16 protein-coding genes and 1 riboswitch are annotated in these 19,594 nt (G+C 37.3%); of the genes, 8 read left to right on the top strand and 8 right to left on the bottom strand.

Annotated features, from left to right (window positions below; all coding sequences use genetic code 11):
* Nucleotides 1-34: 34 nt before the first annotated feature.
* The gene (locus VCM44_RS08505; RefSeq protein WP_334678546.1) at nucleotides 35-982 is read right to left on the bottom strand and encodes an AAA family ATPase; all 948 of its coding nucleotides are present in this window, start codon (nucleotides 980-982) and stop codon (nucleotides 35-37) included.
* 6 nt (nucleotides 983-988) lie between these two features.
* On the bottom strand, nucleotides 989-2,518 hold the full coding sequence (locus tag VCM44_RS08500) for an arylsulfatase (RefSeq protein ID WP_334678545.1): 1,530 nt from the start codon (nucleotides 2,516-2,518) through the stop codon (nucleotides 989-991).
* Nucleotides 2,519-2,720: 202 nt separating this feature from the next.
* Here VCM44_RS08500 and VCM44_RS08495 point away from each other — a divergent pair, with 202 nt between their 5' ends.
* Both VCM44_RS08495 and VCM44_RS08490 read left to right on the top strand, forming a co-directional pair.
* Nucleotides 2,721-3,848, top strand: coding sequence for a DegT/DnrJ/EryC1/StrS family aminotransferase (locus VCM44_RS08495; RefSeq protein ID WP_334678544.1), 1,128 nt, complete (start codon nucleotides 2,721-2,723; stop codon nucleotides 3,846-3,848).
* Complete coding sequence (locus VCM44_RS08490) at nucleotides 3,800-4,645, top strand: MipA/OmpV family protein (protein ID WP_334678543.1); 846 nt, start codon at nucleotides 3,800-3,802, stop codon at nucleotides 4,643-4,645. Before VCM44_RS08495 ends, VCM44_RS08490 begins: the two co-directional genes overlap by 49 nt.
* Nucleotides 4,646-4,652: 7 nt before the next feature.
* On the opposite strand, the gene VCM44_RS08485 is transcribed toward VCM44_RS08490, so the two are convergent.
* Nucleotides 4,653-8,048, bottom strand: a complete 3,396-nt coding sequence (locus tag VCM44_RS08485) for a hypothetical protein (protein ID WP_334678542.1) — start codon at nucleotides 8,046-8,048, stop codon at nucleotides 4,653-4,655.
* A gap of 171 nt (nucleotides 8,049-8,219) precedes the next feature.
* On the opposite strand from VCM44_RS08485, the gene VCM44_RS08480 reads away from it, so the two are divergent.
* Complete coding sequence (locus VCM44_RS08480) at nucleotides 8,220-9,593, top strand: alanine/glycine:cation symporter family protein (RefSeq protein WP_115362708.1); 1,374 nt, start codon at nucleotides 8,220-8,222, stop codon at nucleotides 9,591-9,593.
* On the opposite strand, the gene VCM44_RS08475 is transcribed toward VCM44_RS08480, so the two are convergent.
* The 5 genes from VCM44_RS08475 to asd all read right to left on the bottom strand — a co-directional run bounded on the left by VCM44_RS08475 (nucleotide 9,590) and on the right by asd (nucleotide 14,217).
* Nucleotides 9,590-9,829, bottom strand: a complete 240-nt coding sequence (locus VCM44_RS08475; RefSeq protein ID WP_115362710.1) for a hypothetical protein — start codon at nucleotides 9,827-9,829, stop codon at nucleotides 9,590-9,592. The genes VCM44_RS08480 and VCM44_RS08475 overlap by 4 nt on opposite strands.
* A gap of 3 nt (nucleotides 9,830-9,832) precedes the next feature.
* Nucleotides 9,833-10,639, bottom strand: a complete 807-nt coding sequence (locus VCM44_RS08470; protein ID WP_334678541.1) for a hypothetical protein — start codon at nucleotides 10,637-10,639, stop codon at nucleotides 9,833-9,835.
* Between the two features lie 83 nt (nucleotides 10,640-10,722).
* Nucleotides 10,723-12,267, bottom strand: coding sequence for a DUF1254 domain-containing protein (locus tag VCM44_RS08465; protein WP_115362713.1), 1,545 nt, complete (start codon nucleotides 12,265-12,267; stop codon nucleotides 10,723-10,725).
* Between the two features lie 95 nt (nucleotides 12,268-12,362).
* On the bottom strand, nucleotides 12,363-13,112 hold the full coding sequence (locus VCM44_RS08460; protein ID WP_120404813.1) for a phytanoyl-CoA dioxygenase family protein: 750 nt from the start codon (nucleotides 13,110-13,112) through the stop codon (nucleotides 12,363-12,365).
* A 7-nt stretch (nucleotides 13,113-13,119) separates the two neighbouring features.
* Nucleotides 13,120-14,217: an aspartate-semialdehyde dehydrogenase gene (gene asd / locus VCM44_RS08455; protein ID WP_120404814.1), complete on the bottom strand. Its 1,098-nt coding sequence runs from the start codon at nucleotides 14,215-14,217 to the stop codon at nucleotides 13,120-13,122.
* An 87-nt stretch (nucleotides 14,218-14,304) separates the two neighbouring features.
* A riboswitch (Lysine riboswitch) is annotated at nucleotides 14,305-14,517 on the top strand.
* Between the two features lie 116 nt (nucleotides 14,518-14,633).
* Between asd and lysC the strand changes: the two genes are divergently transcribed.
* From lysC to VCM44_RS08430, 5 genes are read left to right on the top strand one after another with little or no spacing between them, the layout of a single operon-like run.
* Nucleotides 14,634-15,995, top strand: a complete 1,362-nt coding sequence (lysC, locus tag VCM44_RS08450) for a lysine-sensitive aspartokinase 3 (RefSeq protein ID WP_334678540.1) — start codon at nucleotides 14,634-14,636, stop codon at nucleotides 15,993-15,995.
* On the top strand, nucleotides 15,992-16,693 hold the full coding sequence (locus VCM44_RS08445; protein WP_334678539.1) for a 4-hydroxy-tetrahydrodipicolinate reductase: 702 nt from the start codon (nucleotides 15,992-15,994) through the stop codon (nucleotides 16,691-16,693). Before lysC ends, VCM44_RS08445 begins: the two co-directional genes overlap by 4 nt.
* A 14-nt stretch (nucleotides 16,694-16,707) precedes the next feature.
* On the top strand, nucleotides 16,708-17,613 hold the full coding sequence (gene dapA / locus VCM44_RS08440; RefSeq protein WP_120404817.1) for a 4-hydroxy-tetrahydrodipicolinate synthase: 906 nt from the start codon (nucleotides 16,708-16,710) through the stop codon (nucleotides 17,611-17,613).
* Between the two features lie 2 nt (nucleotides 17,614-17,615).
* Nucleotides 17,616-18,371, top strand: coding sequence for a 2,3,4,5-tetrahydropyridine-2,6-dicarboxylate N-succinyltransferase (locus tag VCM44_RS08435; RefSeq protein ID WP_115362725.1), 756 nt, complete (start codon nucleotides 17,616-17,618; stop codon nucleotides 18,369-18,371).
* Nucleotides 18,372-18,381: 10 nt separating this feature from the next.
* Nucleotides 18,382-19,590 carry a PLP-dependent decarboxylase gene (locus tag VCM44_RS08430; protein ID WP_334678537.1) on the top strand — a complete coding sequence of 403 codons (1,209 nt, stop codon included), beginning with the start codon at nucleotides 18,382-18,384 and terminating at the stop codon, nucleotides 19,588-19,590.
* Nucleotides 19,591-19,594 lie beyond the last annotated feature (4 nt).

The following is a 19,594-nucleotide window of genomic DNA, read 5'->3' as shown; positions in this document are numbered from 1 at the left end:
TGATTAAAATCTGGGTATATTCGTGGATCTAAGCTCATAAAACAGCAGTTGAATCCATGATGTGATCAATAATATTATCTGCACTAATACCATCAGTATAAGCTTCAAATGATAGATATAAACGATGTCTAAGCACTGGCTTAATTATTGATCTTACATGCTCAGGTGAAACAAAGTCGCTACCACTCAGCCAGGCCTTTGCCTTAGACGCCTTATCAAGTGAAAGGCTGGCCCGACTACTTAAACCTAGCTTTAAATAGCGTCCGTAATCGTTAGATATTTTCTCAGGGGTTCTTGTTATATCCACAAGATCAACGATATACTGTCCGATAGCATCTGATGAATGAACTTCTTGAACCTCTTTTCTGGCCAAAAAGATAACACTTTCATCACTGATGGCATCAAGAGGACTTTGTGCAATATCTTGGCGCATAAGCTCCATTATCTTTCTTTCATTTTCTTTACTAGGATATTCAAGAATTAATTTAAAGATGAAGCGGTCCAGCTGAGCTTCTGGTAGAGGATATGTCCCCTCTTGTTCAATTGGGTTTTGTGTCGCTAGAACCATAAAAAGCTTCGGCAGATTGTACGTTTTACCATTAACTGTTACATGCCTTTCTTCCATGGCCTCTAAAAGAGCTGACTGAACCTTTGCTGGAGAGCGATTGATTTCATCAGCAAGAACTAGATTATTAAAGATTGGCCCTTGTTGGAATTCAATTTTACCGTTTTCAAACACTTCACCTCCTGTAACGTCAGAAGGAAGAAGATCTGGTGTGAATTGAATTCGTCCAAGATTTGCTGCTAATAAACTTGCTAAGTTCTTAATGGTTGTGGTTTTTCCTGTTCCGGGATTACCTTCTAATAAAAGATTCCCATTGCAAAGTACCGCAAGAATGATATTTTCAATAACATCACTTTGCCCAATTATTCTTTTATTTAGGGCCTCTTGAATATCTTTTATTTTATTTAATACTGTCATAACGGCCTACTTCTTTTTAACCTGTTGAAGAATACTTTTTGTAATATCTTTCATACTCCACGTATCTGCTGTTTGACTCGGTGGATATTCTTTAAATGTTTGAAGATATTTAGTCGTCTCATCCATGGCCATATAGACATAAGCCGCCTTGTACTGCATCCAATCCCAATATGAATTTGAGTTTTGATCCGCTCTTTCATAAGGATCTCGTCTAAGATTAAATACTTTAGATACTCTTAAATCGACAAAAGGCTCGGCCCAAAGTGCCATTGTCTTAGCTCTTTGTTCAGAGAAAACAACTTTCCAATCACCCATGCGAATCGCAACAGGTACGCCTTGATCATCTAAGTATATAAACTTGTCGCGTGGAGACTTTTTTTCTTTTCCTTCTAAATACTTAGTGAGGTCGTATCCATCAAGGTGAAGCTTTGCTTTCTTCTTTCCTATTCGTTTTCCTTTTAATAGATCTTCTTTTAGATTTTTTACTCCGGCCCAAGTCGCAATTGTAGGCATCCAATCTAGTGCTGAGACAATTTCATTTGAAATTGTTCCGGGCTTAATCTTTCCTGGAAACATAACAAGGGCGGGAACACGGTAGGCTCCTTCCCAATTTGTATTCTTTTCACTTCTAAACTTTGTGATTCCAGCATCAGGCCACGTATTATAATGAACTCCGTTATCTGTAGAATACATAACAAATGTATTATCCTTTATTTTATTCTTTTCTAAGGTATCGAGAAGTTTTCCAACATAGCCATCATGTTGAAGAAAAACATCATTATAATCACCCTGGCCTGAAATACCTTTGATCTTAGGATTTGGATGAGTACGATAATGCATACCTGTTGTATTAACCCATACAAAGAATGGCTTCTTTTTCTTTACGGCTTCACCGATGAATTTAATGGAGCGATTAACGATATCTTCATCAACTGTCTCCATCCTCTTCTTTGTTAATGGGCCAGTATCCTTCACTTTACCGTCTGCAAATGAGTGTAGTACCCCACGTGGCCCAAACTTCTTATGAAAGGCCTTATCTTTTGGATAATCTGGATCCTCTGGTTCTTCTTCGGCATTTAAGTGATAGAGATTTCCATAGAATTCATCAAAGCCATGTTTTGTTGGTAGGTGTTCATCGCGATCACCCAAGTGGTTCTTACCAAATTGACCTGTTACATAACCTTGCGTTTTTAAAACTTCAGCAATTGTTATATCGCGATCCTGAAGGCCCGCTTTTGCTCCAGGAAGTCCAACTTTAGTTAAACCTGTTCTAAGTCCAGACTGGCCTGTAATAAATGAAGAGCGACCAGCTGTGCAAGACTGCTCTGCATAATAATCGGTGAACATCATACCTTCTTTTGCAATTCGGTCGATATTGGGTGTTTTATATCCCATGATTCCGTGAGAATAGGCAGAGATATTCTCAACTCCTATATCGTCTCCCCAAATAATTAGAAAATTTGGTTTCTTAGCAGCCTGTGTATTAAGTGAAAAACCTAATACCAATGTCATGGCCATAAACTTAACTGAATTCATTATTGCTCCTTACGAGATATACGAAGATATTTCATTCTTATGTTGAGTAAATTTTAAGAGTAGGATGCAATCGATTATATTTATTTTTTGTAAAGATTTATGAACGCAATGCGAGGTAAAGTAAAAAAAATCTTAAAAGCTATTTCTATCATATATACTTTCACATATAATGACTCATAATCTATTAAAATTGCGAGGAAATATGTCAATTAACGGCGTACCATTTATTACCCTAAATCGTTTCGAAAATGGCTTTCGTGAAGAATTCTTAGCTGGAGTAGAAACTCTATTTGATAACACACAATTTATTGGTGGACCTCAAGTTGCAAAACTTGAAGAAAAACTAAAAGAGAAAACAGAAGCAAAACATGTCGTTGGTTGTGCTAACGGTACAGATGCAATTCAAATTGCATTACGTGGTGTCGGTATTGATAAAGATGATGTTGTTCTAATTCCAGATATGACTTTTTGGGCAACATTTGAAGCTGTTGTTAATGTTAATGCCAAACCTGTTACAGTTGACGTAAGTCGTGAGACACTTCACTGGGATAAAGAAACTTTTAAAGAAGCTGTTGAAAAATTTAAACCAAAGGCAGCTATTCTTGTTCACCTATATGGATGGGGTTGTCCAGACACGATGGAAATAAGAAAAATTGCGGAAGATAACGGAGTTACTCTAATAGAAGACGGTGCTCAGTGCTTTGGAACTAAAGTTCATGGCGAGTCTCTACTAGGAAGCGCAAAAGTTGCAACAACAAGTTTCTATCCTGCAAAGGTCCTGGGAGCTTCAGGTGATGCGGGAGCAATCTTTTCAACAGATGAGCAAATTATTAATACTTGTCGTACTTTAATCAATCATGGTCGTACAAGCCATTACTCACATGGACTTATTGGTTGGAACTCTAGAATTGGTGCTTACGAGTCACTATTTCTAAATATGTCACTTGAGCACATTGATGCAAGACTAGATTCAAGACGAAAAGCAGTTAAATACTATCAAGAAAACTTACAAGGCCTACCTTTAAAAATACAAGAAGTTCCTTCTCACGTTGAAGAGAATGGATATTGTAGTGTGGCCTTAATTGATCCAGATCTTAGAGGACCATTAATTGAATCACTAAAGGCGGCCAATGTCGGTTTTGGAACAATCTATCCAGGTGCAATGAGTAAGCAAGAAGCTGCTCCAAAGTATATGGCCGGATCAATTGATAATGGAAATGCGGACTATATAAGTAAGGCCGTACTAAACCTACCTTGTTACGCTTATATCACGGAAGAAGAATGCGAATACGTTTGCCAAGTAGTAAAGAAACACTTTTCAAATTCATAAAATTATTGATTATAGGGCCTGCTCTCTTTGGACAGGCCTTAGTCTTTTCCAATGGTCGCACTGATCGCATCGATAATCTTGAAAAGCAACGAGCAAAAAGGCCTGAGCCAACTAATCAGATAGGTCTGGGCTCAAGTATATCGACATCTCTATATAAAGTTGGTGATAGTTTCGATATTCCAGTTGTTCCTTCAATCACTTATAATTACAAACGCTTCTCTTTTCGTGGAGTTGCCGCAAGTTTTAAGCTACTTCCTCTAACAAGACTTACTCTAAAGCCAGACTTTAATAAAGTAGAGGCCGAAAAAGGCACTTATAATGAAGGACTAAGAGAGAGAAATCGCTCACTTGATCTAGGTCTGAGTTTCTTACTGCCTTCTAAGTGGTTTATGACAAGATTTTCTTATGAAAGAGATATCAGTGGTCGCTCAGAAGCAAATAAATACAGTGTCTCAGTTTCTAAGGCCTTCCAATTTGAACCTTGGAAAGGTGAAATGATTAGCCTGCTGCCAGGTATTTCATATTCTCAACACTCTAAGGAGTGGAGTCGTTATTATTTTGGAGTTACTGACACTGAAGCAAGGGCAGACCGACCGAAGTATACACCTGAAGATTCTCATCAATGGACATTGCGATTGATAGGTAACTACCCTATTACTGAAAAATATGTTTTAAATACATTTTATTCTTATACGGTATTTTCTTCGGCCGTAGAAGATAGCCCCTTAACTAAAAGAGGCTATCGTTCAAGTATATTTTTTGGATTAAATTATATTTTAGGCAAGTCTACCAGATAGTAAGAGATTACTTTAAGAACTCGTATGCTTTATGAGCAAAAAGAGCATCTGGTAGAATATATAAAGTCCAATCACTAATTTCACCATTAATAATCTTTAAATTATTTGTGTGGTATCTCTTTGCATAATAGCGTGAGAACGGACCAATATATGCTTCATTAAGCTCGTTTACGATTTGCTTAGCACGTTGCTTATAATTTACACCACTAGGCTGCTTAAGAGCTGCAACCGCATCAATTGCATCAGCAATGACTTTAGCAGCTGTCGCAATTTGCATAATTTCTGCACCTGTTGTTGAGTAATTATCATAATGAGACTTATTCTCATTTAATAGTGCAAGAGAGTCATAATTTGTTACAACTTTCTTTAAGCGGTGAACTAATGATCTCTTCGTTACATCGCTATTGTAATATAAGCGATCATAAACTGTGATAAAATCTTTTATTGTCTTAACGTTTCCAGCTTTTACATCTTTAACGATTGCATTGGCCTCATTCATAATTAAAAATAGCTCATGCTTATCAACTGTAGATGGGTTAAATACCATTTTAAAATCAAAGTTAATTGTTTTCTTTGTGTAATCAATTCCTACACCAACTTTTCTTCCCTTAAAGTTTTGGTCTTTAACAAGTAGTAAATCCCAGACAGGTCCAGCAAGACGTGGGTTAAGTTGAAGTAAGATATCATTCTTAGTTGTAAATACTTTTAAATAATTATTAAGAGCGAAACCAGCAAGAGTTGCACTTCCGTTTTCTCTACCAACAGGATTTAGCTTTGGCCCTGCAATTTTCAATACAAGCTTCTTTAAGTTTGAACCTATTAGTCCATTCTTAAGATTCACATCCCCTATCATAGCGTTTAGGATAGACCCAAACAGTCCTGGATTCTTAACCGATCGTCCAATAGACTCAAGTTCAATCTTTAGTAGAGTATTTCCTAGAAAGATTTCATCTGCATTCTTTTCAAGAAGCTCCTTCTTGTGCTCATCTAAGGCAACAGCATGCAATTTAATACGTGCTGTAATTGATGAACGATTATTAATAATTTTATAATTCTTAGCATCTCGATTAAAAATACTGTCAAATACTCTACGGCCAAACCAATTCTTCTTCTTTTCAATCTGGTTTAATGCAATCGATAGATAAAGTTGGTTATCTCCTTGTGTTCTTACAGTCAGGTCTTCAAGAATATTAACGCTACCTTCCTCAAGTGTTGCAAGTTGTGCTTTTGCATCTCTAACTTGTGGTGCTATTGAAGCTGTTAAAATCGAATTAACCATTGATTCAAACTCTCTTAATTTAATTTTAAAAGAATAATCAACAGGGCCTTCATTCTTAACATTTCCGCTTGTTCCAACAAAAGTCAGACTATCTTTCTTTTCTTGGCGATTATAAATTGTATTTAAAAATTCCTTACTACGTACTCCATTACCTATCGCTAGATCTAGGTATGTCTTATCCATTAACTTGTCGAATATTGGCTCAATATTCCAAACCTGAATATTGTTTTGAGCATAGAGGATCTTCTCACTCAATATCTTTGGATCAAGGTTAATTTGTAAACGTCCTGTATGACGATCGATACCTAAGATATTGTTAAAGAATTCAACAAGATTCTCTTCAGTCATTTCTTCAGGAATCGACGTAAACGGCCCTTGTAGATCAAGTTTTTTAACTTCAATTAATTTATCAACAGTTTTTACAGAGTTAATAGAAGCAAAGTTATTTTTGAAGCTTTCAAGTTTTCTAATTAGATCTTCTTTAATCTCTTTTGGATCAGTTTTCTGCTCATCACCTTCTTTTGATGCAAGAGGATCACTAATTAAATATGTTTTTAAGATATTTGCAGTTGCAAGTTTTGTGAACTCTTCTAGAAAGTATCCTTTATCTGTCTTAGGTGTTAAATGAACTCGGCCTTGGCTTCCTTCACCTAGTACGGCCTCTTTAATATCAAGCTCTAAGACACCATTATCTCTCATATATACATATAGTGATAATTCAAATGGAACAGAGTCCCCATATGTCTTACTATCAAGTCTTATATCTGGATTATTAAAATCAATTCCTTCACCTTCAAGCCCCATCTCAAATAGAGAATTTAACTCTAAATTAACTCTCCCTTTTAAAACAACACCTGGTAAGTGTGGTGCTAACACAACATTTAATTCTTTAAACAATGGTTCTTTTTCGATTAATTTAAAATCTCTAAAAAAGTTTGTGAATTGTGATACAGCATTTTGAGAAACACGAGTTTCAACAAATGGCATTGTCTTGGCCTTGCTTCCACCATTTCTATTTTCCATGTCAATAACATGTCTAAGTTTCAAGTCAGCAATGGATACTCTTAAAAACTCTTCAGCTGCGACAAAGAAGTTAATATTTGCTTTTTGTGGCTCATCAATAAAGTACAAGTCGTCTTTAGAAAGGGCCTTGCGAGCTTTTGAGATGAGAGTTGAGCGGATTTCATCAATAATTCTCTCTTCACGCACGTTCCAATTAAAAATACCTGTTGCTTCCATCAGGCGTGAGTGAAGCTTTGTTAATCTCGTTTCAACGTCTTTATTAAAACCATAAGTAATATATTCTTGTTCTCTTAATTTAAGCAATTCATTAGCGGCAACTTTTCCAGCATCACGAATCCCTTTAATATAGCTAATTGATGGATTACCAATTCCGGCCTCCACCATAAAGGCAGCACCTTGAGCTGTTCCCTTCATTTTCTTTGGTCCAATATACCAAATCTGTAGATCTTCTAAGTCACTATAACGAGTGAATCCAGTAATTTTTGTAAAGTTAAAACGCGCACGTATGCGGTTGTCTTTAATCACAATATCTTGATTGTCGAATAATTCACGAATCATTTTTGATAGGTCTTCATCAGAATAATCAGTTGGAGCTTTATGATCTGCTAGAAAATAATTCAATAGGCTTCGGTTTTTTAATAGTGCAGCTGTAACATTAGTTACCATGTGCATACCATTTGTATAATCAACGTCATCAAGGACAAATTTCTTAATTTCTAATTCAATATACTGGCCACGAACATACGAAGGAAAACCAAGCACTAGAGAGATTGTGTGCTCGTTTAATAATTTATCACCGGCCTTATCTTCCATACTCAAAAGCATCGAATCTGGCATGATTATAGTGGCATCTAAATGAAGAGTGCGATCAATAGGATTTAAATCAATCTTGCTGATCTCTTTAAAGTAAGAATCTTCTGGCTTAACTAGAACATCTTGAAGGTCTTGTCTTAAAAACTTTAAAGGAAACTTTAGTGAAACAAGGGCCTCTTCATTTCCAAATTCCTCATCGGCAGCTTTATAGATAGCCCCGCTGTGTGTACGCTTAGCGTAGACGTGAACTTGTGTCGAAAATATCGACAGTGTCAAAAATATGGCCAACAGAATCCTTGATTTAAGCACTTTATACCTCTCTCATTTGTATGTTGTAGATATAGGTTGCAATCTAAATGCCAATTATTGTCTATAAGAATATTCAAAGCGCACCTTGTTGTAATTTCGACGAAGCTATGGAAAAATTATTGATAATTCAATTAATTACAAAGGATTTACATGAATTTCTCTGCATTTCTTGCGGAAGCCGTCGAGATCGTCTGGGGCCTGCCACTTATTATCTTATTACTTGGTGGTGGGATATATCTCGTTGCTATTTCACGTTTAAAAACATTAGCAGGTTTCTTTCACGCTTTTCGACTCATTTCAGGTAAATTCCATCACAAGAACGACAATGAAAGTAAGGGACAGATCTCTCACTTTAAGGCCTTAACAAATGCCCTCTCCTCTACCGTAGGAATGGGAAATGTTGCAGGTGTTGCAGTTGCAATATCACAAGGTGGACCAGGTGCTATTTTTTGGATGTGGGTTGGGGCCCTAATTGGGATGAATACGAAGTTTTTCGAGTGTACTCTGGCCGTTATGTATCGACGCAATGATCACCACGGAGAAATTCAAGGTGGCCCTATGTATACGATTATCGAAGCGCTACCAAAGTATATGCACTTTCTTGCTTATTTCTTTGCTGGAGCAGGCCTAATAGGTTCATTAGGTGTCTTTAATACAAATCAAATGGCAACATTCATGGCCTCTAATTATAGCATTCCTACACATATCACAGGCATACTGGCGGCCGTTCTTCTTGTCTATATTCTAATGGGTGGTGTTAAAAGAATTGGAGAGGCCACTTCTAAACTAGTGCCAGCAATGTGTACTCTTTATATTGGATGTGCTCTTATTATTATCATTATGAATTTTGGTAACGTTGCCGATGTATTTGCTTTAATTTTCAAAGAAGCATTCGCTGGGCGAGCTGCAGTGGGTGGAGTCTCAGGTCTAGCGGTAATCCATATCTTTAAAACAGGAATCAAACGAGCAACATATTCTAATGAAGCAGGTGTCGGTTCTGCTCCAATGGCCCATGGAAACGCAAAAACAAGTGAACCCGTGGCCGAAGGTCTAGTTGCTATGGTTGGCCCTTTCATTGACACAATTATCGTTTGTACAATGACTTCAATAGTAATTCTAAGTTCACTTTCTCCTGCTGAGCTACAAGAATCAAATGGTGTACTGATTACTCAAATGGCCTTTATGAAAAACTTTGGAATGGCCGGATCGCATCTTCTAGGAATTTCAATTATTCTTTTTGCCTTATCCACTGTCATTGGATCTGCTAACTACTGTGAGAAATGTTGGGACTTCTTATTTGGTGGCGTACCAATAATGGGAGCAAGGCTTACCTTTGCTCTATTCTATGCTTCGACAGTACTACTAGGGGCCGTATCTGCTCCTACAGACATGGTAAATGCAATGGATATCGGATTTGCTTTGATGGCCATACCAAATATGATTGCCACTATTGCACTAGCGCCTAAGGTTAAGCATAAATTTGATGAATATTATGAGAAGTATATTCGAAAGAGTGCAGCTTAGCCCTCTTTCGTATTAATGACTTTTTTCTCAAGTAGATCAATACGCCCCTCGAGTCTTTTAATAAGGTTTAAATAGTGGCGATGGCAACTTAGATCCTGCATTCCACATGTATTTCGACTTAAACGAGCTTTCTTATGTTGAAGTTTGAGGCTTTTAAGATCGTCATGCTCAACATTAAGAGACAGAATTGCTGCTAATACAAGAAATGCTCCACTTAGGATAAATACTCTATTCATGCCCTACCTCTCTAATTCCTTACTCTCAAACTTATCGGCACACTCACCGAAAGCTTCAACTTTCTTTATTTTTTGCTCCCACTCATTCTTATAAGGAAGCTCTTCGCAATCATTAAAGCTGACAAAATTATTCAACGTTACTTTAATTTGTCCTTCACATGAGCTAGTTTCAATAACATAAACACGATTTAAGAAACTTAATGCTTCAGTTGATCTCAATATTTCAACATCATCTTCCTTAAAAGACTTTTCGAGATGATCTTGTATCTCATCTAAACAAATATTTTTATTTCTAGATGGGATTACTTCTTTATCAAACTCAATTTCTTCTATTTTTTGTCCATGTGGATCTGCTGGCATCATTCTTTGGATTTCATCTTGATCTTGTTGTGATAATTCATGATAGCCTCGGATATGATTCCAACCATAGCCCCAAGCATAACCAGTATGAAGATCAGGGCCACCTCCAATATAAACGGCCACTTCCATTGCTCTTCCAAAGATTCCAGAAAAAACATCTGAAACACATTGATTTAAAGCACTATCTGCATCTTTCTTATCTTGGAGAGTTCCACCATACCAATAAGCAATATCGTGCTCAACACAACAATGTTGCCATAGGGTAGGCCTGCCAATCGTTCCATCTGGTGAAACACTAGAGCAGCCATCTGTTTTAAATGGACGAAGGTAATTCTCAATTTTTTTATATGAAACCTTTCCATCAGCAATAGTTAGAAAACCATATTCCTGTGCATTGACAGAATGATTGCCAATTATTGCGATAAATATGAGAAAGATAAGATATTTCATATCTATCAATGTAACAAAAAAGGGCCTATTTCTAGGCCCCTATTGTAAAGATTCAAAAGGTGTAAAAAGTTAGAACAGACTATTTATTTTGAAACCATTGAAAGGACTTTAGTTTCAACTGGTTCCACTTCTGGCAGCTTCCACTTAAGGCTTAATACATCCTCATGGGGAATGTATATCCTAGTAATGATGTAAAATGCTCCAACAGGTGCGGCCAGCCAGTTAGCACGCTTTTTTGAGTCTGATGGCATTTGATTAGAGAAAGTAATTTCAAATGATCCATCTGGATTCTTCATTAAATCACTTTCTCCGCCAAGAGAATAACGTTTTAAGGCATTGTATACAAGAAGCTTAGTCTCAGCATCATAAACTGTTATTGACCAAAAACCATCATTAGGTGGATTTGAATTAAACTTCATACGATACTGTTTACTTCCAACAAGTGTATTACCCTTAGAATCTTTATAACGAATTGGATATATGGCCTCTTTCTCTCCTTGACCTCCCAAATAGGGATGAGCAACCATTGATCTTAATGCATAATCCTGTCCAAAATTATCTAAATCAAATACATAGCTCCAGCCATTTACTATTTTTGTATGTGCGGGATTGTAAATTTGAGCATTAGCGATTTCAACGCCATCTTTTAGAACTTGTTTTAAGATGTCTTGTTGAGCGGGAGTTAGCATCTCTTTTTTAAAGCCTTCAGATGTAATTCCTATCTTTTCTAATTGTTGCATTTGCGCTTTATCAATATCATTTAATACATTATCTAAGAGATATTCATTAAGTTCAGTAAAAAATCTCAATGGATCTTTCTCATCTCCTGGGCGATTTGATAAACCAAATAATTGTACTTTCTTGCCATCAGTGTATTCTGCTAATGGAGTTAACTTATATTGATCTTGTATTTCATGGACTTTTTTTAGATCTTGCTCTGTCTTTTTTAATACTTCAGTACGGCCCCAGAGCCAAACTTTTGTTGTTGGTGAACGAACAACTTTAAGGCCTTTTAACTTCTCGCTACTTCGTCCATTCCAATTTGGTGGAACAATAAGAAAATTTTGTGCATCTGTACCAGTAACTCTCGTACCAACATATTGGATAAGGTTATGCCACATATCAAATACATTAATAACATAGTATCGATCTTTCACTGCCGGAACAGATAACACCATCGGAGACTGTGAAAGATCAAGAATAGCACTTGAGTACAAAGTGTCTTGATTAGGTGTTGGCATATCAGCATCTTCTGGGCCAGGAAGTCTTCTTGCATGACCAAACTCTCCAACAGGTGCACGATAACTTGTATCTTTTTCACTTTGAGAAACTTCTGTGTATTGCCTTGAAACTTGCTCCATTCGAACCAATGTCGATCCCCATAAATATGCATTTATACCTAACGCATATGTTTCTTTTAAAAGAGGATCGTCAGCAGGAGCAATTGAAGCAACACCTCTAGAAACACCATCTTTTTGAGTAGCAGAAGCAGGAAGCCTGGTAACTTGTCCCTCTGGAGTATTACTTTGAACAAGATAGGTTACAGAAAAAACCCATGTTAATAACACCGCTACTGCAACAGCAGGATAGCGATACTTTCCATAATTTGATTTCTTTTTATCTGACATAGAATCTTCCTCGATTAACGACTGTATGCATTAATTTTAGAGGATCTATCAAAGACATGTTCTTAAATATCGTGAATAAAGGTAAAGAAACTCTCTTAAGAGTTTAGTTTCAAGTGTCTTCCAAGACCTACACCTGGATACTCTCTTTTATTAGCACCTGGCTGAGCGTAACCGTTAATAAGGACACGGCGAGGAGAATCGGTTTTATTTAAGCTCGAAGAATGAAAAACATATGGCCCAAAGAAGGCGACGTCACCTGCTTTTAGCATCACATCAACGGCCTCATATTTCTCAAGCATCTCATCGATAATACTAGGATCTTCTTTATAATTAAGATGACCTTCTTGATTGGAATTAGGGATAAATTTAAGAGGGCCATTGTCCGCATTCATATCATCAATGGCAAGAAGAGTTTGAACGTAACTTCCACGGCCATCGACATCTTCCCACATATGTGTTCCATAGCGACGGTGTTCACTATCTTGGTGCCATTTGAATTCTACTTTTTGACCAGGTAGTTTAAAGTGGGCCTGATTAATTAATTGAACCATCTCATTAGATTCAAGGATTCTTGATACAATATTCAGTATTCGTTTATCAGCACCTACATCAAGAAGAAATTCATCGTAGCCACCACACCAAACAATGCGATTTAGTGCGTCTTCATTAAAGACAAATTGAGCTAGCTTTAACATTTGTGTCTCATCAAGAGAGAGACTTGCTTGATATAAATTATCAAAAGACTTTTCAATATTCTTAAGATCTTTGGGATCAAAAAGTCCTTCGACTACACAATAGCCTTGTTGATAAAAGTCTTTTACTAATTTATCGTAATCTAATTCCATATAATGACTATAACACAATATTTAACATGCGACGAAGAGGTTCTGCAGCTCCCCAAAGAAGTTGATCACCAGATGTGAAAATATTTAAATATTCATCACCTAGATTCATTTTTCTAACTCGTCCGACTGTTGTTTTGAGAGTACCAGATACATAACGTGGATTAAGTTTTTCTCGTGTGGCCTCAGGAGTATTTTCAACAAATTCAGTAAATTCTGAAAAGTTCTTGATCATGTCTTCAATCGTTTTAATATCGACAGACTTATTCAATTTAATCGTTAATGCCTGTGAATGAGATCTCAGAGCACCAACCCTTACACAAGTTCCATCAATAGGTATTGGATTATCTTTTCTGCCAAGAATTTTATTTGTCTCACTAAAGGCCTTCCACTCTTCTCGAGTTTGCCCTTTTTCAACAGCGCTATCAATCCAAGGAATCAAATTAAGTGCCAACGGAACACCAAAGCAATCAGCATCAAGTTTTTCACTTTTAAGTAAATTTGAAATATCTGTATCCAGCTGAAGAATCGGCCCTTCCATTATCGGATTGGCCACATCGCCAATGACCTTCATTTGCGTTAGAAGCTCCTTCATATGACGAGCACCACCACCAGAGGCCGCCTGATATGACATCGATGTCATCCACTCTACTAAGTTCTCTTGAAATAAACTTCCAATTCCCATAAGCATAAGGCTAACGGTACAATTACCACCAATAAAGTTTTTCACACCATCATTAAGCGCTTTATCAATAATATCTTTATTAACAGGATCCAGGATTATAAGGGAGTCATCATCCATTCGTTTTGCGGAAGCCGCATCAATCCAATACCCTTGCCAGTTCACTTCATCTAGCGCCGGTCTAAGCTTCTTTGTGTAATCACCGCCTTGACATGAGATTATAATATCCATATCAGCAAGTTCATTTACATCATTAGCATCTCTTAAGGTATGTGTTTTATTATAAATTAATGGGCCATTTTGCCCAGCTTGAGAAGTTGAAAAGAAGTATGGATCAATTTTTGCAAAGTCTCCTTCCATTTCCATTCTTTCTAAAAGAACAGATCCGACCATTCCACGCCAACCGATAATTCCAACTTTTTTCATTTTATACCCCTAGGATGTAATTTTAAATTCACACAAATTATAAAAGTATAGACATCAATGTGTCTATCCACTAGAATATTCCTTGTAAGATTACGAAGAGGAGCATTGCTTAGTAACTAGTGGTCAGGGTGCGCAACGAATAAGTCCGTTACGAATCACTACGATGGAAGCATTGCCGAAATAGTTTGGTTTAGCGCAAGCCTTACTATTGGTCACTAAGGGAGAAGCCTTAGGACTGTCGCTTAACAAATTATTAACTTCAAATAAGTTTGTTTTGTTATGTGGAGAGCTTCGAATGCAAATCCTATGTTATACAACTGTTTAAGTCGGTTATATTTCACAATTCTTTTTTGCATTTAAACACACTCCTTCATACAATTACCTTATTTATTTGAATCACATATAGGATTTTAAGTATGGGTAATGAAAATTCAGAAATCATTGTTGCAAAATTTGGCGGCTCATCTATGGCAAACCTAGAGGCCATGACTCGAAGTGCTCAAATCAGTGCTGCCAAGAACGCTAATATGGTTATCGTATCGGCCGTTTACGGTGTTACAAATCTCTTAGTGGAAATATCTAAACAGGCACCACTTGGTGAAGGTGAAAAGGTAGAAGCACTAGTTGAAGAAATTGCTGATAAACATAATCAAATACTAATTGATATGAATGCAACAGAAGAACTAAAAGAAGATGTTTCTGAGCTTCTTTCAGAAGTTAATATGATTGCCAATGGAATGCTCCTATTAAGAGAATGTTCAGACCGAGCATATGATTCACTTGTAAGTCTTGGTGAAAGAATGTCTTCATTAATTTTTAGCCAAGTACTAGCAGGAATCCATCAAAAGAAGAATGTTGAGTTATTTGATATTAGACAAGTTCTTAAAACTGATGATCAATTTACAAAAGCTTCACCTGATCTTGTGGCAACAAAGGAAAAGGCCCAGCAACATCTAGTTAACGCCAAGTATGGAGATGTCGTATATGTCTCTCAAGGTTTTATGGGATCAACTTCTGAAGGCTTAACCACAACACTAGGGCGTGGAGGTTCAGATTACTCCGCTGCACTTGTTGCAGAGGCCATGGGGGCTGACACACTTCAAATCTGGACAGATGTCGCAGGTATCGCCACAACAGATCCACGTATTGTAAAAGAAGCAAAATTATTAAATGAAATAACGTTTTCTGAAGCGGCCGAGCTGGCAACTTTTGGTGCAAAAATACTTCATCCAACGACCTTAACACCTGCATTACGTGCAGGTATTAAGGTCTTTGTTGGATCGAGCTATGAGCCTGATGCTCCAGGGACTTGGATTGTTGATAAGACTGATTCAGCACCATTAATTAGAGCAATGGCCTTACGTCGAGAACAAAGCCTTGTGACATTATCAACGCCAAAAATGCTTCATGCACATGGTTTCTTATTTGAGATTTTTAAAATATTTAATGACTTTAAAGTAAGTATTGATTCAATTACAACGTCTGAGATTTCAGTAGCACTTACATTAGATGATAGCGCCCTATTAAATAAGAAGATAATTAGTCGGTTATCGGAGTTATGTAGCGTAAAAGTTGAAACTGACTTAACACTAGTAAGTCTAATCGGAAATGAGATCAACCATACACCAGATATTGCTAAGCGAATTTTTAACTCTGTAGAAGGAATCAACGTTAGAATGATTTGTCTAGGGGCCAGTAAGCATAACTTTTGCTTCTTAGTGGATAAGAATCAAGCGGATTCAGCAATTCAAAAATTACATCAGGAATTCATTCAATGAAATTAGCATTACTAGGAAAAGGAAAAACAGGTTCTAAAGTTATTGAGCTTTGTGAAGAAAATAAAAATGGCGAATATAGTGATATTGAATTAAGTGTTTTTGATTCAAAAAATCCTTTAAAGAAAGATGACCTTAATAGATTTGATATGGTTCTCTCTTTTTTAAATGGGGATACTTTTTTAGAGCACTATTTTGATTTATTAAGCACCTCAGGAATCTGCGTAGTTTGTGGTTCAACTGGATTTGAATGGAAACCAGAAATGCTAGATAAAATAAAGGCCGGTGGTGGAACCTGGATAAAGGCCACAAACTTTAGTCTTGGGATGAATCTGGTCAAAGAGATGATTAAGATTGCCTCCAAAGCTAATTCTCTTTTTAGTGAAGAACAACTAAGCTTCCACATCAACGATATTCACCATACAAAGAAACTTGATGCTCCTAGTGGTACTGCCCTCTCATGGAAAGAATGGTTAGATCGTGACGCCGAGATCAGCTCTGAGCGAACTGGAGATATCGTGGGAATTCATGAATTAACTATTGATACCCCTAACGAAATTGTTACAATTAAACATGAAGCAAAAGATCGAAGAATATTTGCCGCTGGAGCATTGTGGGCAGTAAAGCAAATGCAAACTCTTGGGCCAGGACTCTATGATTTTAGTGATGTTGCCCTTCAAGTAATGAAAGAAAATGAATAATAACTGGAGATTAAATGAATAATATAAATGAGAAAGATCTTGAATTTTTAAACTCAACTCCCCTATGGACGGCCGTAATTACGCCTTTACATGAAGATCAAACAGTTGATTTGGACTCATTAGAGCGTATTTTAAGAGCTCAAGAAGAAGCCGGAAATGGGATACTAATCCTAGGTTCAACGGGAGAGGCCCTTAATCTAAATTTAGAAGAAAGAAAGAATATCCTAAGTTTCACAATCGATCTAGACCTTAAGGTTCCACTTATGTGTGGTGTTGGTGGTATCAATCTAAACGAGACATGTGAATGGGTCTCTTATCTTGATGGCCTTGATATCGATGCTTACCTTCTTGTTACACCTTTATATGCAAAGCCTGGTGATGAGGGACAATACCACTGGTTTAAAACACTAATGGATGTCTCAAATAAGCCGGTTATGCTCTATAATGTTCCATCTCGTGCAGGTATCGGACTGTCTCTGGAGGCAGTTAAAAGACTTAATGGGCACCGTGCATTTTGGGCAATAAAGGAGGCCAGTGGCTCAGTTGAGATGTTTGCCAAATATGTTGAGGCCGCAAATGGTGGACGAGTCTATAGTGGTGACGATGCAATGCTGCCGGCCTTTACGCCTTTAGGTGCAAAGGGATTAGTTTCTGTAGCAGCAAACCCATGGCCAGCCGAGACTAATAAATATGTAAGAGACTGCCTAAATGGTGAATTAAATGAAAGCGATGCTCAAATGTGGATTGAAGCAAGTAACACGATGTTTGTTTGTTCAAATCCTGTGCCGGCAAAGTGGCTCATGAAAGAGCAGGGACAAATTGAGACGGCCGTTCTTAGGCCACCACTATCACTAAAAGATATGACAAAAGAATCAATCGTAAAATCAGCAAATGATAAAATTAAGAATTGGAGAAAATAAAAATGACAGTTGATGAAATACTACTAGGCCTAGAAAGTGGAACACTTAGATCAGCACAAAAAGTTGATGGTAAGTGGCAAGCAAATACAGAAGTTAAGCAAATGATTCTTGAGGTCTTTAAGGCCGGAAAGAATGTTGAACAATCAAAATTTGGTTATGAAGGATTTGTTGATAAACACAATATTCCAGCTCAAAAATTTGATACTGATCGCGGTGTAAGAATCGTTCCAGGTGGCTCAAGTGTTCGCCGAGGAGCTTATGTTTCAAAAGGCGTTATTATCATGCCTCCTGCATACATCAATATTGGAGCTTATGTTGACGAAGGTACAATGGTTGATTCACACGCTCTCGTTGGCTCATGTGCTCAAATTGGAAAGAACGTCCATTTAAGTGCTGGAGTACAAATTGGTGGCGTACTAGAGCCTATTGGACTAGCTCCGGTTATTATTGAAGACGATGCTTTTATTGGAGCAGGTGCTGTTATCGTTGAAGGTATTCAAGTTTTAAAACGCGCTGTAATCGCACCAGGTGTTATCCTTTCAAAAGGTGTACCTATTTATGACTGTGTAAATGAGAGAAGACTTGAACCAGGTGAGCCTATTCCAGAAGGTGCAGTTGTTGTACCGGGAACAAGACCGGTAAACGATAAACTTGCCTGGGCAAAGGATCAGGGCCTTTCAATGAATTGTGCCATGATTATCAAATACCGTGATGAGAAATCAGATGCATCACTAGAACTCGAATCATTTTTAAGATAGATAAATTATAATGTTAGATAAAAATATCACAAAAGAATTAAAGAAGTTAACGAAGAGAATCGACTCTTCGTTTTACTTCTATGACTTAGACAAACTTGAAGATCACTTACGATACATCGTAGAGAACAAAGATGAGAGCATTAAACTTTACTATGCATGTAAAGCAAATCCCCTATCATCTATCTTAAAGCTCATTAGAAATTTAGGAATTGGAATTGATGTGGCATCTAAGGGTGAATTAACTCAAGTTGTTGCAAGTGGAGTTAAATCTAGTGATATTATCTCAACAGGCCCAAGCAAATCTCGCGGCTATATAAGAACTCTCTTAGAACATGAAATCAATTGCGTTGTGGTTGAAAGTATCTATCAATTAAAATGGCTAAATGAACAGGCCAGTGAGATGGGAATAAAGGCACGCGCTCTATTAAGAGTTCAACTAGAGTGGGATAGCAAGGAAAAATCTGTTCTTGGTGGCGATGACATCACCGCATTTGGCCTAGATGAAAAAGGGTGGAAATCAATAGATCTAAGCAAGTATGAAAATGTGGAAGTGATTGGCTACCACGTCTTCCAATGGGGGAATATTTTAAGTGCATCAAAGCTTGAAGAAATTTGGGATCACACATGTGCTCGAATTAATAAACTAGCTCAAGATATGGGTGTAAGACCTCAAGTTATTGATCTCGGCGGAGGACTTGGTATCCCTTACCAAAACGAAAGTGAGCGAATTGATTTCAAGGATATCAATGCAGCTCTAGTGCGCCTTAAGAAAAAGCATAAACTTGAAAAGATCTGGATGGAGCTTGGCCGCTACGCCGTTGGTGAGTGTGGACTATACCTAAGCCAAGTTATTGATCGCAAAAACGTTAGAGGACAAGAAATTCTCGTACTTGATGGTGGAATAAATCATATAGCAAGGGCCGCACTCACAAATCAGGCCTTTCCCTGCGAAGTTCTTGAAGAATGTGAATCAAAGCAGAATCAAGAATTCCATGTACATGGTCCATTATGTACATCTCTAGATAAGCTTGGCGTATTTGATCTTCCAAAAGATTGCGATTACGGAAATTGGTTAGTGTTCACCCAATGCGGAGCATACGGTTTTACTGAAAGTATGCCATTTTTCCTATGCCATAACCTGCCTGCAGAAGTCGTTAAGTACAAAGGTGATATCATGATCCCACGTACAATTAAAACTAGTGCAGATTGGATTGAATAAGTAC

This window comes from Halobacteriovorax sp. DPLXC-1 (assembly GCF_036903125.1).
Taxonomy (GTDB): domain Bacteria; phylum Bdellovibrionota; class Bacteriovoracia; order Bacteriovoracales; family Bacteriovoracaceae; genus Halobacteriovorax_A; species Halobacteriovorax_A vibrionivorans.
Note: the sequence above shows the minus strand (reverse complement) of the source record. Positions and strands in the feature narration are given on the sequence as shown.